Origin of the sequence: Rhodopila sp., assembly GCF_965277165.1 — a bacterium.
Lineage (GTDB): Bacteria > Pseudomonadota > Alphaproteobacteria > Acetobacterales > Acetobacteraceae > Rhodopila.
The window spans coordinates 581887-595763 of record NZ_CBDICE010000005.1; the positions used below are offsets into that span (position 1 = coordinate 581887).

The window sequence follows — 13877 nt, forward strand, 5'->3', positions numbered from 1 at the left end:
GACACGATCGGATCAGGCCGCCGTGACCGCTGGCATGTGACAGCCGTTGTCCTCAAGAGGCTGCATTATTTTCTCGCCCGGTACGACTTCGACCAACTTGTAGTTGTCGGCTTCTCCTTTTATTTCCGACTTGTGGTTGCCTTGTAAGATAAAGGCTGGGCTAACGCCCTGGTGGTCCGCACCGCGGAACCATACCTTCCCGGCGATCGTGTCCACCTTGAAGCCGGATTCGAGCGCCGAAATCACCTCGGGCGCGTAGAACGTGCCCGCGCGCTCCGCCGCGTCCGCCCACATGATCATGCTGCTGTAGCACATGGCCGCGCAGTAGCGTGGTATGTAATTGAACTTCTTATGGAAATCCGCGACGAAGGCTTTGGCCAGCGGATTTTGCTCCTGAAAGCCCCAATACCACGGCACCTCGCCATACATCCCGCCCAGGACCTCCGGACCCAGCGGCTTCTCAATGAAGGGACTCATGCCCGGAATGACGAACTTCATCTTCTTCATGATGCCGAATTGGACGGCCTGCTCCGTCGAGGTGACCTCGTCGGCGCCGACCATTACGTTGAACATCACGTCCGCCCCGCTGCTGGCGATGTTCAGCAGGTAGCTGGTGAAGTCGGTGGTGCCGATCGGCGCCAGTTGTTCGGTGGCGGTCGTCCAGCCGAATTTGCCGAAGGCCTCGGTCAATGAGCTGTACATGCTCGTCCCGTAGGTGTAATCCGGCACCAGATAGGCCGCCTTGAGGTTGCGGCCGAGAGCCTTGGAAAGGACCGGCGCCAGAGCCTCGCACGCCATATAGGCGTCCGGCATCAGCCGAAAGCCGAACTTCTGGCAGTTCTTGCCGGTTGTCGCGTTGGAGGCGGTGACGTCCCCCATGTAGATGACCTTTTTGCGCTGCCCCAACTCCTCCAGCGCGACGGCGATGGCGCTGCTGATGGCGCCGGTCATCACCATCGCCTTGTTCTCCTCGATGAACCGCGAGGCCGCCTGAACCGCGGGGTTGGAGTGGGTCTGGCTGTCGGCGATACCGGATTCGAGTTTCTTGCCCAACAGGCCGCCGCCCTTTTTCAGCGAGGCGATCGCCTCGGTGACCGGGCTGCCGTTGTTCAGATGGTCGATGGCAAGCTGGAAGCCAAGCTTCTCGTCATTCCCTAACGACGCGTAGGGTCCGGTCAGTGGGAACAGGCCGGCGGCAAAGACGGTCTTGCCCTCTACTCCCGCCGGGTAGGTGCCCATGCTGGGATAGGTCTTGGCCCAGACGTGCGGTGTCGCTAACGGAACTAACAGTCCGGCCGCACCAACGCCGATGCCGGTCTTGAGTATGCCGCGCCGCGTAACAATGCGGGATCCGCCGCCCTTGACGGTTCTGTCCATGATTGCTCTCCCTGTTTTTATTTATCCACCAAAGGCGGGACTTTATTCGTTACGCACCCTCTCCCCGGCGCCAAGTCGAGGCGCCGGGGAGAGGGTAGAAGCACTTTGATCGTCACGGCCGCGCAAGTAGCAACGTCAGTGTTGCACTATAGCCTCTGGATTCCGCGCCAGCATTGAGGTTTCCAGTCCGTGAGATAACTTCTTGGTGAGACGTGCGCAGTGTGAAACGGCGCATGATGGCCTCGGTCGCTCCGGCCGCCGCGCGCTACGGCCGGCGCGACTGCTGGTGCGCCGGGTCTGCGCTCAACAACGGTCATATCGCGTCTTCGAGCGGAAACGGGCTGGCACCGCATGTGCCGAACGTCCTCCACTCGGAACGCCTGACGGGCCGACATAGGCCTGACCTCGATCGGAACCGGCTGTTCCGCGCCAAACCCCCCGGCCCGGGGCGACCCGGGGTAGCTCAAAAGCCCAATGTGCAGAGACACGCCATGGCGTGGTGCTGTTCGATGGCTGGACCCGGGCTTTTTAGAAAGCGCACCTCGCGGTGCAGGATCGCACCACATGATCGACTGGGACGACATCCGATACTTTCTCGCCGTCGCGCGCAGCGGCTCGGTCCGGGCCGCCGCCGAGCGCCTCGGGGTGACCCACTCCACCGTGCTGCGACGCATCGCCCAACTGGAGGAACGCCTCGGGGCGCACACCTTCGAGAAGCTGCCTTCGGGCTACCGTCTGACCGATGCCGGAGAGGAGATTCTCGAATTTGCGGAGCAGATGGAAGCGTCGTCGAACCAGTTGCAGACGCGCGTCTTTGGCCGCGACCAGAGCGTGCGCGGGCTTCTGCGGGTGACGCTGGCGCCGGTCCTCGCGACCCACCTGCTCATGCCGGACTTCGCCGACTTCGCGCGGCTTCACCCCGAGATCGAGATGGAGATCCTGTCCCTGGACCAGCCGGTCAATCTGACCAACCGGCAGGCCGACGTCGCGATCCGCGTCGTCTACGACCGCAACACCCTGCCGCTCAATATTCACGGCCTGAAGGGACCCGAGCTGTTCGGCGCTGTCTACATCGCCCACGACCTGCTTGCCGCGTGGCGCGCCCCGGCGGCTGATCGCATCCGGTGGATCGTCAGGAATGATCACGGCGTCTCGGACTGGGCGCGGACGGCCGAGGTTGCCACCACCGACGTTCCGTTCAGGACCACGGACGCCGGGGCGCAGATCGCCGCGGTCCGGCAGGGGGTCGGGATGACGACGCTGCCTTGCTTCGTCGGCGACCTCGACCCGTCGCTGGTGAGGGCGCCAGGCACTGCCCTGCGCCTGTTCGGAACGCTCTGGCTCCTCACCCAGGGCGAGACGCGCAAGACGAAGCGCGTGCGGCTTTTCACCGAGTTCGTATCCCGCAGGCTTGCCGCGCACGCGCCGCTTCTCGCGGGACTGTCCTATGTCCGCGACTGATGGCGGCAGGTCGACGACGAGGCTCGCCGCTACACCGCTTGGATGGCGAACCTCGACCTGGCAAATCCCTCCCGAACGCCGACGACCATGAGGCGACCCCGCAAGGTCATCGCGCGGTCAAGCCGGATCCAACCCGATACGGCCCGCGCTAGGAAATGTTCCTTGACAAAACCCGATAATATAAGGTAAATAAACCTAATAACTCCTCAAGAGCGTGCCGGCATGTCAGCAACCATCACCCCCCACCGAAGCCGGTGGCGAACCGCTCGGGTTCGATCCCGCCGACATCCTGTTGAACTACGTCGTCAGCCTTCTGATGCCGCTGTTCATCACCGCCGCCGGCGGCGAATTGTCTTTCGCCCGCATGGCCGCGCTGGCGACGATCGATTCCTATCGGGGCCGCACCAAGGCCGACCTGCTGACCATTCTGCAGATCATCACCTTCAGCCTCGGCGCCGCCGACTCGGTCTGCCGGTCGATGGCCGACGACCTGTCGCTGCCAATGGTCCTGCGCCTGCGTGGCAGTGCCAACAGCACCGCCCGCACCGCCGAGCGCAACCGCCTGGTGCTGACGGCCACGACGAAAGCCGACCCGGCGCCGCCCGCCAACCCGCCACGGCCCAACCCGCCAAGGCCCAACCCGCCGCACCGCGAGCCGCCGCGCCCCGACCACCGGCCTCCCGCCCCGCCACCCTCCGCGGCGCCGCTCCCCGCCTCGCCAGCCGCTGTCTCGCCAGCCCCTTTTTCGCCACTCGACGCAGCGCCACTCTCCGCCGTGCCACCCGACGCCGCGCCATCCCCCGCCTCGCCATCCCCGGCTCCGGCCGACCTTGGCGCACACGCCCACCGCCCCGCTCGCACCAGCTCCAAGCCCGTCCCGCCCGATACAGAGGACGCCAATCCGCCACCGCCACCCGCCTCGCCCGGCTCGCCACCCGGCTCGCCACTGGCCGCGACCGAATCCGAACCCAGCGCGTCCGAGATCCAGCAGCTCTGGGCCAATGCAATGAGCGTGGTGGCCGCCGAATTTGCCGCCGACCTCGATCACCTGCCCCCGGACGAGCGTCAGACAGCACAAACCCGGATCCGGGCGCTGAACCACTGCGCCGTCGAATTACGCTCAGGCCACCCGCCGCCCCGCCCAAGACCGGGTGACCTCGGCGCCGCAACGCCGAACCCGGCCTGACCCAACAGCCGGCTGCCGCCGACCGATCGGGCGTCCCATCCGCGGCGCCACCGGACGCATCATTCCTGATCCAACGCGATTGCCGATCCGCCACCCGAGACCCACCTCTGGGGCCCATTCAGGAGGCTCGCGGATGTCCGGCTTCTTCTATTACCTGCTGACCTTCGCCGAATCCCTCACCTCGGTGGTCGGGCTTCGCTTCCCCTACGAACAGCCGCACTACGCGGTGGTGCAGACCCTCGGCCACGGCGCCGAAATCCGCCACTACGATCCAAGCCTGGCGGTCCAGGCCACGATCGACGACCCCGACCGAGGCAAGGCCGCCAGCGAAGCCTTCACCCTGCTGTTCCGCTACATCACCGGGGCCAACCAGCGAGACCAGAAGATCGCCATGACCGCCCCAGTGCAGACCCAGGCGCAGACCCAGGCGCAGACCCAGGCGCAGACCCAGGCGCAGACCCAGGCGCAGAGCCGGTCCGAACGCATCGCCATGACCGTGCCGGTGCAGACCACCAGCACGGGCGACCAGGTCGCCATGCGCTTCTTCCTGCCCCACTCCGTGGCCGAGGCCGGCGCCCCGGCACCGCTCGACCCGCGCCTGCACCTGGTGCGGATCCCCGCCACCACCATCGCCGCGCTTCGCTACAGCGGAATCGCCACCCAGGCGACGCGCGACCAGAAAGCCGCGCAACTGAAGCAGATCCTGGCGAAGACCTCCTGGAAGCCGGAAGGCGAGGTGTTCCAGCTCAACTACGACCCGCCGTTCACCATCCCCTTCCTGCGCCGCAACGAGGTCGCGGTCACCGTCGGCAAATAGGCCCGAACGCCGCCATCGCGCCCCGCCAGCCAGCGCCCGCGCCGGGGGCGCGGTTCAAGGCAGCGACTTCGCCGAGGGCCGCGGTTCACAACAGCGACTTCGCCGGGGGCCGCGGTTCACAGCAGGGACTTCGCCATCGCGCCCTCGTGCCGCAGCAGCCAGCGCTTGCGTTCGATGCCGCCGCCATAGCCGGTCAGCGCGGCGTTGGCCCCGATCACCCGATGGCAGGGCACGATCACGCCGATCGGGTTGGCGCCGTTCGCCATCCCCACCGCCCGCATCGCCGCGGGCCGGCCCAGCCGGATCGCCAGCCGGCCATAGGTCGTGGTCTCCCCGACCGGGATGGTGCGCAGCGCCGCCCACACCTCGCGCTGAAACACCGTCCCGGCGGTCTGCACCGCCAGCCACCCGATCGCCCCCAGGTCGCCGGCGAAATACGCCTCCACCGCCCGTCGCGCCGCCGACGCCCCGCGCCGCGGCCGCAGCCCCACCTCGCCATAGTGCAGGCGAAGCAATTGGTGCATGCGCGCCGTGTGATCCTCCCACTCCAAAGATCGCACCTGGTCCGCGTCATCGGTCAACAGCAGCATCGGCCCGGTCGGCGTCGCCACATTCTCGATGTGGAACTGTTCGCCGCTCATGCGCCGCTACCCGCCCGCGCGGGGGCGCCCAACGCGGAGCGTCCAGGACCCCCAGCCGCGGAGCGGCCAGAATCCAGAGCCGCGGAGCGGCCAGAATCCAGAGCCGCGGAGCGGCCAGAATCCAGAGCCGGGGAGCGGCCAGAATCCGGAGCCGCGGAGCGTCCAGAATCCAGGGCCGCGGAGCGTCCGGGATCCGGCGCGTGAACCGCGGATTCGAGCACACCCCGACCCATCGTGCTTCCCTGACGAGCGCCTCCAGCCCACAAATGCTGCGCCGCATAAGCCCGCCACGGCCGCCACCCCTCCGCTCGGGCCAGCAGCGCACGCGCCGTCGGCCGCACACCATCGGAGTCTGCCATCGCCCGCAGCAGCCCGATATCGGCCGCCGGAAACGCGTCCGGCTCACGCAACTGGCGCATCGCGATATACTGCGCGGTCCACTCGCCAATGCCTGGCAGCGCCCGCAGTTGCGCCACCGCCTGCTCCAGGCCGCGCCCGGCGGCGAAGATCTGCGGGTCGGCCACCACCGCCGCCGCCACCGCCAGCAACGCCGCTCCGCGGCTGCGCGGCATGCCCATCGCCGCGGGATCGGCCCCCGCCAGCATCGCCGGATCGGGAAACACGTGGGTCAACGCCCGGTCCGGAGGCTCCAGCCGCGCGCCGAACCGCTGCACCAGCCCAGCCGCCAGCCGGATCGCCCCAGAAACGGTGATCTGCTGTCCCAGCACCGCCCGCACCGCCAGCTCGAACCCGTCCCAGGCGCCCGGCACCCGCAACCCGGGCCTTGCGGCGATCAGCGGCGCCAAGCTCGGGTCCTTCACCAGTTGCTCAGCGATCGCATCCGGATCGGCCGCCAGGTCGAACACCCGGCGCAGCCGGGCGATGATCCCAGGCAGCGCCGACAGAACGGGAAACCGCACCGTCGCGCGCAGCGCGTTGCCGCCGGCCGGACGCACCGAGACGGTGCCCTGCTGCGCGCCCAGCCCGATGGTGCGGCGATAGACATCTCCGTCCACGCTCTCCACCCCGCTTATCGCCCGCGCCCGCAGGAAATCCAGCATGGCCGGCCAGTCGTACGGCGGCCGATAGCGCAGCAACAAGCTGATCTCGCCCTCCGGGCCAGCCGAGACATCCGATCCGGCGCAGTGCCGCAGCGCCGTCGGCGGGCGCTTGAACAGCGCCTGGAAGGTGTCGTTGAACCGGCGCAGGCTGCCGAATCCGGCGGCCAGCGCGACCTCGGTCATTGGCAGCCTGGTCTCGTGGATCAACTGCTTCGCCAGCAGCACCCGCCGGCTCTGCGCCACCGCGACCGGCGAGGCGCCCAGATGCTGCTGGAACAGCCGACGCAACTGCCGCTCACCCACCCCGACGCGGCCAGCCAGGGCATCCACCGAGGCCTCGTCCAGCGCCCCCGCCTCGACCAGCGCCAGCGCCCGCGACACCGTGTTGGACGCGCCGCGCCAGGCACCGAGGTCGGGCGAGGTCTCCGGCCGGCAGCGCAGGCAGGGCCGAAACCCGGCCTCGTGCGCCGCCGCCGCGGTGGGGAAGAACACCACATTCTCCGACCGAGGGGTGCGCGCCGGACAGATCGGCCGGCAATAGATCCCGGTGGTCTTCACCCCGATGAACAGCCGCCCGTCGAAGCGGGCGTCGCGCACCGCGATGGCGCGATAGCAGGCGTCGTGATCGAGATCGAGCCGCCCCGCGTGGATCGTCGCCTCGATCCCCGGCTCGCTCGCCGCCTCGATCCCGGGGCAGGCCTGCTCCGGTGTGCCGTTTGCTGGCTGGGTCACGTTCACGCCCTCCGATTTGTGCCTGGTTCTGGCACGCGTCGGTGGACGCGTCTGGCCGTTTTCGGACCTGATTGATTGCCGCCGGGTTCCGGCGGGAGCACTCACGTCCCCAGGCGCCAGCCGATCTCGGCCGCCGTCTGCTCGAAGAAATCGATGTCGTAGGCGCGTTCCGGCGATTGCCGGACGCGTTGGTCCAGCGTGTGGGCATCCTCACCCACCAGGATCCGCCAGCGGTCGGCCTTGACCCCGTCCAGGATCACCGTTGCCGCCGCCGCCGCGGTCATCGGCGCGTCCTCGATGAAGCGGCGAGACCGTTCCGTCATCATGGCGCGGACATCGTCGTCCGACATCGACGCCGCGTCCGGCCTCGCCGAGGCCATGCGGGCCCGCGCCGTGTCGATCTCGGCCGGGCTGATCTCGTCGGAATCGTGGCCGCCCTGTACCTTGCGCGAGTTGGCGACGATCGAGGTGCCGATATGGCCCGGCATCACCACCGAGCAGCTGATATGCGGCGCATTCATCCGCAGGTCGGTGATCAGCGCCTCGGTGAAGCCCTTGACCGCGAATTTCGCCGCGGCATAGGCGGTGTGCGGCACCTTCGGCCCGATCGAGGCCCAGAACCCGTTGACGCTGCTGGTGTTGACGATGTGGCCCGCCTCGGCGGCCTGCAGCATGGGCAGGAACGCGCGGGTGCCGTGATAGACCCCGCCCCAGCAGACGTTGAAGGTCTTCTCCCATTCCTCGCGGCTGTTGCTGAACAGGCTGCCGCCGCCGCCGATGCCGGCGTTGTTGAACAGCAGGTGAATCTTGTCGGTTTCCTGCCGATCCGCCACCTCGGCGGCAAACCGCCGCACCTGCGCATCGTCGGAGACATCGGCGACATGGCTGCTCAGCCGCAGCCCTTGCGGCAGCCCGGCGGCTTGGCACAGCCGCGTGGTTTCAGCCATCGCCCGGGCCGAGACGTCGCACATCGCGACGTTGCAGCCCTCGGCAACAAGTTGGCGCACCAGTTCGCGGCCCATTCCGGTGCCGCCGCCGGTCACAACCGCGATCCTGCCGGCGAAATCCTTCATCTGGTGACCTCCTGACGGCTCTGGCCAACGGCCGGGGCAGCGGCACGGGCTTGCGGTCTGAACGCAGCGCTGTCATTCGTCAATCGGCCAGGGCGTGATCACGCTCGGCGGAACAATCACGGCGCATGAATCAGCGTATCAAACCCAGCGTCAGGGCATTTTCAGCATGCCCAATCACGGCGCGGCCAGGATCACTGCGCGGTCCGGATCACTGCGCGGCCACGCCGAAAATGCTTGCCGCCGCCCCGTTCAGCCCTGCTTTGCCGTCACCGTCACCGCGGTGCGGATGCTGGCCCCGCCCGGGATCAGCTTGACCGCGAAGCTATCGCTGCCGGTGAAACCGCGATCCGGCGTGTAATCGATCCGGGTCTCGGCCCCGACCTCGTGGATCAGCACGTTGCCGTGGTCCGGGCGGCGCGTCAGCAACCCGGCCTCGAACGGCTTGGGGCCTTCCTGATGCACGCTGATGGCGCACCAGCCGCCGTCATTGGCCAGTTTCATCGCCGTCTCGGACCCGGCGCCGGCGATCGGGGTGACCTTGCCCACCTCGCAGGCCTTCGCCGCGCCGACCAGGTCGGCGGCGTAGACCCGTGGGCCGGACGCCTGACCGGCGTTCTGCAAGCAGCCGCCCAGCGTCAGGACGCTGATCAAAAGTGCGGTCGTCGAAAGCACGGTCATGCACCGCATGGTACCCGGCCCGTGCCGCTTGTCGCCCGCACCAGGGGCTACCCGCTTATCGGTCATATCGCCTGCGCCTCGTCCTAACCTGTCGAACCGTGACCGATCACGACCGAGTCGTGCCAGCGCTCCGGCGCGGCGCACATAGACCGCTTGGGGTGTCTATTGGAAGCCAGGATTGCCGATTTGCGCGGCAATCTGCGGAACCCGGCGGAATTGGCTGATATCGTAACCTTTATCCCGCATCCGGCCGAGCAGGGACTGGTAGGTCGCATCGTCGATCACCGGCTTGCGGGCGAACACCCAGCCGTAGCCTCGGCCCGGGTAGCCGACCAGGGCGGTCTGGTAGTCCGGATCGACATACAGGATCAGGTAGGACAAGTACAACGGCCAGAATGGGCTTTCCCGCCACCGGGCATTGCCGGTGCCGGGCACCACGTAGCCCTTCAAGGTGTAGGATTTGGTCGCCGCGTCGAAGCTCTTCGGATGCGCGGTGTAAACGTCGGTCAGCTTGTCGCCGGCCTGGAAGCTGATGTCGAAGTAGCTGCCGACGTTACCCTTCTCGGCGAAATAGGGAATGTTGGCGATCACGTACCAACGCCCGGCGTAGCGGTCCAGGTCCACTTTCGGTGCCAGCGTCAGCGGCGGCGAGTTGCTGCCGCAGGCGGCCAGGGCGGACACCCCGAGCACCGCGATCGCTAGCACGGCCAGTTTGCGCGCCGTCGGGTGGCGCAGGGTCATTTTACCTTTGGCCAGGGTTGGTTTGGCCAGCGTTCGTCTGTTGGATGACATGTGACCTTCGTTACGGACCGGCCAGCGGTTCGGATCATAAACCAATGGCCCGGGCGCCGGTTGCACGCCCGGCTTGCCGCGGATCGGTGGGGATGCTTAATGCGGCCTCGCTGACCGCCATTGCCGCCTGCGTGCCCGACCCCTGCGACCCGACCCCTGCGACCCGACCCCTGCGAGCTGACCGGCGGCGGGACAGCGGCAGCCCGCCGGTCAGCACCACGCCGCGGGGACCACGATGACCGCCATCACCAACGCCGCCGGCCCCAGCTTCCAGGACCTGATCCTGCGCCTGCACCGGTTCTGGGCAGCGCAGGACTGCGTCATCCTGCAGCCCTATGATGTCGAGATGGGCGCCGGCACCTTCCACCCGGCAACCACCTTGCGCGCCCTTGGCCCAAAGCCGTGGCGTGCCGCCTACGTGCAGCCCAGCCGCCGACCGACCGATGGCCGCTACGGCGAGAACCCCAACCGGCTGCAGCATTACTACCAGTACCAGGTGATCATGAAGCCGAGCCCAGCCGACGCGCAGGAACTGCTATTGGCGTCGTACCGCGAGATCGGCCTCGATCCGCTGCTGCACGATTTCCGCTTCGTCGAGGACGATTGGGAAAGCCCGACGCTCGGGGCCTGGGGCCTGGGCTGGGAGGTCTGGTGCGACGGCATGGAGGTCGGCCAGTTCACCTACTTCCAGCAGGTCGGCGGCATCCCGGTCGCCCTGCCCAGCTTCGAGATGACCTACGGGCTGGAACGCCTGGCGATGTACGTGCAGGACAAGGACAACATCTTCGACCTGGATTTCAATGCCGCCGGGGTGTCCTACGGCGACGTTTTTCTGCGCGCCGAACGCGAGTACAGCGCCTACAATTTCGAGTTCGCCGATACCGCCGTGCTGTCCCGCCACTTCGCCGACGCCGAGGCGGAGTGCGCCGCCCTATTGCGGCACGAGTTGGCGCTGCCGGCGTACGACCAGTGCATCAAGGCCAGCCATCTGTTCAACCTGCTCGACGCCCGAGGCGTGATCAGCGTCACCGAACGGGCCAGCTATATCGGCCGGGTGCGGGCGCTGGCCAAAGGCTGCTGCGAGGCCTGGGTGGCTGGCGAGGTGGCATAAACCGGCGAAACCGGCTGAGCGGCACATGACATTCCCAAGCCGATGTTCTAATTCTACCGCTCACGGGGCTTATTCTACCAAGGCGACACCATGGGCACACAGCTGAACATCAAAAGCGAGGACGCCTATTACCTTGCGTCCCGCCTGTCTGAACTGACCGGCGAAAGCCTGACCACGGTGGTGACCGAGGCTTTGCGTGAACGGCTGGACCGGCAACTGCAAACCCAAAGCCGCGACGAGCGGATTCGGCGGATCAGGGCGATCACCGCCGATATGCGGGCCGCGATGGGTGGTGAGCTGCCGTCCTCCGATCACAGCTGGCTGTATGACGATGAGACGGGTCTTCCCCGGTGAGCATGGCCCGATGATCGTGGACAGTTCTGCGTTGCTTGCGATCATCTTCGATGAGCCGGAAGAGCCGCGTATCCTCGCCGCCATGGTCGGTGCGCCCGTGTTGCGGATGTCGGTTGCCAACTGGGTCGAGGCAGCCATGGTTGTCGACTCCCGCCAGAATCCCCGGGCCAAGGCTCGGTTTGAGGATTTGATCGAGGAATTGCGCATCCAGCTCGTGCCGGTGTCGGTTGAAATGGCCTATCGATGCCGCGTCGCGCATGCCGATTACGGCCGCGGCGTCCATCCCGCCAGGCTGAACTACGGCGACTGCTTCGCCTACGCGCTGGCCAAGGAAAGCCGCGAGCCACTGCTGTTCAAGGGCGACGACTTCGCCCAGACCGACATCGAGCCGGCGCTGAAAGACTGACCATGCCCGAACTGTTCGTGGAACTGTTCAGCGAGGAAATCCCCGCCCGCATGCAGCGCGGCGCCGCGGCCGAACTGGAACGGGCGATGAGCGCCGCGTTTGCCGCCATCACCCCCGGCAACATCGTCAGCTGGTTCGGCCCGCGCCGCATCGCACTCCGCGCCGACGTCGCCGCCGCGGTCGCCTCGGCCGCCTCGACCGAACGCGGCCCGCGGGCCAGCGCCCCCGAACAGGCGCTGACCGGGTTCCTGCGCAAGCACAACGCCCGTCGCGATCAGCTTCGTCAGGACGGCGACTACTGGGTGCTGGACAGATCCGCCGCCGCGGTGTCCGCCGCCGAGTTGATCGCCCGGGCGATGCCGGGCCTTCTACGCCGCTTTGCCTGGCCGAAATCGATGCGCTGGGGCGCCGGCAGCGGCTTCGTCTGGGTGCGCCCGCTGCGCCGCATCATCTGTCTGCTGGATGGCGCGGTCGTGCCATTCGATCTGCGCGACGGCGCCGACGACGGCCACGGCCTGGCCAGCGCCGCGCTGACCGAGGGTCACCGCTTCCACGCGCCCGGCGCCTTCGCCGTGTCCTCCGCGGCCGACTGGCGCGACAAGCTGGCGGACCATCGCGTGCTGGTGGATGCCGCCGACCGCAAGCGGGTGATCGCCGAACGGCTCGCCGGACTGGCGGCGGAACAGCAAATGGCGGTGGTGGCGGATGCCGGCCTGCTGGATGAGGTCGCCGGGCTGGTGGAATGGCCGGTGCCGCATCTGGGCCGCATCGCCGAGGCGCACATGGACCTGCCGCCCGAGGTGATGCAGGTCTCGATGCGGGTGAACCAGCGCTATTTCGCGCTGCGCGGCGCGGATGGCGCCGCCGCGCCGTGGTTCGGCTTCGTCGCCAACATCCAGGCCGAGGACAACGGCGCCGCGATCATCGCCGGCAACGAACGGGTGCTGCGTGCCCGCTTCGCCGATGCCAGGCATTTCTGGGACCTTGACCGCGCCTCAAGGCTGGACCAGCGGATCGCGACGCTGGACAAGGTGACGTTCCACGCCAAGCTGGGCACCCAGGGCGAGCGGGTGCGTCGGCTGAGGACGCTTGCCGCGGCGATCGCGCCGCTGGTCGGTGCCGATCCGGCGATCGCCGCACGGGCCGCGGAGCTGGCGAAAGCCGACCTGGTGTCGGGCATGGTGGGCGAGTTCCCCGAACTGCAGGGCGTGATGGGGCGCTACTACGCGCTACACGACGGCGAACCGGCCCCGGTTGCTGACGCCATCCGCGATCATTACGCGCCGCGCGGACCCAGCGAACCGGCGCCCACCGCGCCGGTGTCGATCGCCGTGGCGCTGGCCGACAAGCTGGATCAATTGGTCGGGCTGTTCGCGATCGGCGAGAAACCGACCGGCTCCGGAGATCCGTACGCGTTGCGGCGCGCCGCGCTGGGCGTGATCCGCATCATTCGCGAGAACGGCCTTCGCCTCCGATTGCTGGATCTATGTGAGAGTGCGGTTGTTTCGATATACGAGAGTATCCGCATCCAGGAACGACGGGAGTCAGACCTAGCTCGGGAACAAGCGAGGCGGAGCGGTCTTAGCGGAGGTTCGACTGCGCAGGGAGTTTCGCCAGACCAAGCGATGGTGCCCGGGTCGGACCTCCGAGCCGACCGAGTTGCGCTCGAAATCGTAGCGTTCCTGCAGGAACGCCTAAGGGTGCAACTTCGATCTGACGGGCTGCGCCATGACGTCTTGGAGGCAGTTGTCTCCGCTCATTGGGATGACGATCTTGTTCGGAGTATGTCTCGGGCCGACGCGGTAACTGCATTGCTTCAGGGCGAGGACGGCGCCAACCTGCTCATCGCTTACCGCCGCGCCGCAAATATTCTGCGGATCGAAGCGCGCAAGGATGGGCCATTCGACGATCCGCCGCGGCCGGCGCTTTACCGCGAAGCCGCCGAAATTGACCTGGATCGAGCCCTGACGGCTTGCCATGTAGCGGTGGGCCTGCTGGAGCAGGAGGCGTACGGCGCGGCCATGAGCACAATGGCGGGGCTGCGCGGGCCGTTGGACGCATTCTTTGAAAAAGTCACGGTGAACGCCGCTGAAGCGGAATTGCGCGGCAACCGTTTGCGCTTGCTCAATCAGGTCCGATCTATCATGGATCAGATCGCTGATTTCTCTCGAATTGAAGGCTAGGTGAG

The 13877-nt window shown here is 67.4% G+C and carries 13 protein-coding genes; 7 read left to right on the forward strand and 6 right to left on the reverse strand.

Going from position 1 to position 13877, the window contains the following annotated elements; genetic code table 11:
- Positions 1-12 precede the first annotated feature (12 nt).
- Positions 13-1377: an ABC transporter substrate-binding protein gene (locus ACQY4Y_RS03345; protein WP_428489137.1), complete on the reverse strand. Its 1365-nt coding sequence runs from the start codon at positions 1375-1377 to the stop codon at positions 13-15.
- A 564-nt stretch (positions 1378-1941) separates the two neighbouring features.
- Here ACQY4Y_RS03345 and ACQY4Y_RS03350 point away from each other — a divergent pair.
- The 3 genes from ACQY4Y_RS03350 (at position 1942) to ACQY4Y_RS03360 (ending at position 4841) form a co-directional block, all read left to right on the forward strand.
- Positions 1942-2838 (forward strand): LysR family transcriptional regulator, encoded by an 897-nt coding sequence (locus tag ACQY4Y_RS03350; RefSeq protein WP_428489138.1) that lies wholly within the window; start codon positions 1942-1944, stop codon positions 2836-2838.
- A gap of 214 nt (positions 2839-3052) precedes the next feature.
- Positions 3053-4024 (forward strand): hypothetical protein, encoded by a 972-nt coding sequence (locus tag ACQY4Y_RS03355; protein ID WP_428489139.1) that lies wholly within the window; start codon positions 3053-3055, stop codon positions 4022-4024.
- A gap of 133 nt (positions 4025-4157) precedes the next feature.
- On the forward strand, positions 4158-4841 hold the full coding sequence (locus ACQY4Y_RS03360) for an SOUL family heme-binding protein (protein ID WP_428489140.1): 684 nt from the start codon (positions 4158-4160) through the stop codon (positions 4839-4841).
- 116 nt (positions 4842-4957) lie between these two features.
- Here the strand turns inward: ACQY4Y_RS03360 and ACQY4Y_RS03365 are convergent, their stop codons facing one another.
- From ACQY4Y_RS03365 to ACQY4Y_RS03385, 5 genes are all read right to left on the reverse strand, one after another.
- Complete coding sequence (locus tag ACQY4Y_RS03365; protein WP_428489141.1) at positions 4958-5482, reverse strand: methylated-DNA--[protein]-cysteine S-methyltransferase; 525 nt, start codon at positions 5480-5482, stop codon at positions 4958-4960.
- A complete protein-coding gene (locus ACQY4Y_RS03370; protein WP_428489142.1) occupies positions 5479-7275 on the reverse strand; it encodes an AlkA N-terminal domain-containing protein in 1797 nt (598 codons plus the stop codon). Before ACQY4Y_RS03370 ends, ACQY4Y_RS03365 begins: the two co-directional genes overlap by 4 nt.
- 101 nt (positions 7276-7376) lie before the next feature.
- On the reverse strand, positions 7377-8348 hold the full coding sequence (locus tag ACQY4Y_RS03375; protein ID WP_428489143.1) for an SDR family oxidoreductase: 972 nt from the start codon (positions 8346-8348) through the stop codon (positions 7377-7379).
- Positions 8349-8597: 249 nt separating this feature from the next.
- Positions 8598-9026: a hypothetical protein gene (locus ACQY4Y_RS03380; RefSeq protein ID WP_428489144.1), complete on the reverse strand. Its 429-nt coding sequence runs from the start codon at positions 9024-9026 to the stop codon at positions 8598-8600.
- A gap of 162 nt (positions 9027-9188) precedes the next feature.
- Positions 9189-9818, reverse strand: a complete 630-nt coding sequence (locus tag ACQY4Y_RS03385) for a lipocalin family protein (protein ID WP_428489145.1) — start codon at positions 9816-9818, stop codon at positions 9189-9191.
- Positions 9819-10053: 235 nt separating this feature from the next.
- Here ACQY4Y_RS03385 and ACQY4Y_RS03390 point away from each other — a divergent pair, with 235 nt between their 5' ends.
- From ACQY4Y_RS03390 to glyS, 4 genes are all read left to right on the forward strand, one after another.
- Positions 10054-10929, forward strand: a complete 876-nt coding sequence (locus ACQY4Y_RS03390; RefSeq protein WP_428489146.1) for a glycine--tRNA ligase subunit alpha — start codon at positions 10054-10056, stop codon at positions 10927-10929.
- A gap of 90 nt (positions 10930-11019) precedes the next feature.
- Entirely contained in the window at positions 11020-11283 is a 264-nt protein-coding gene (locus ACQY4Y_RS03395; protein ID WP_428489147.1) for a type II toxin-antitoxin system VapB family antitoxin, read from the forward strand.
- Positions 11261-11689, forward strand: a complete 429-nt coding sequence (locus tag ACQY4Y_RS03400) for a type II toxin-antitoxin system VapC family toxin (RefSeq protein ID WP_428489148.1) — start codon at positions 11261-11263, stop codon at positions 11687-11689. The genes ACQY4Y_RS03395 and ACQY4Y_RS03400 overlap by 23 nt, the downstream gene beginning before the upstream one ends.
- Positions 11690-11691: 2 nt before the next feature.
- Entirely contained in the window at positions 11692-13872 is a 2181-nt protein-coding gene (glyS, locus tag ACQY4Y_RS03405) for a glycine--tRNA ligase subunit beta (protein WP_428489149.1), read from the forward strand.
- Positions 13873-13877 lie beyond the last annotated feature (5 nt).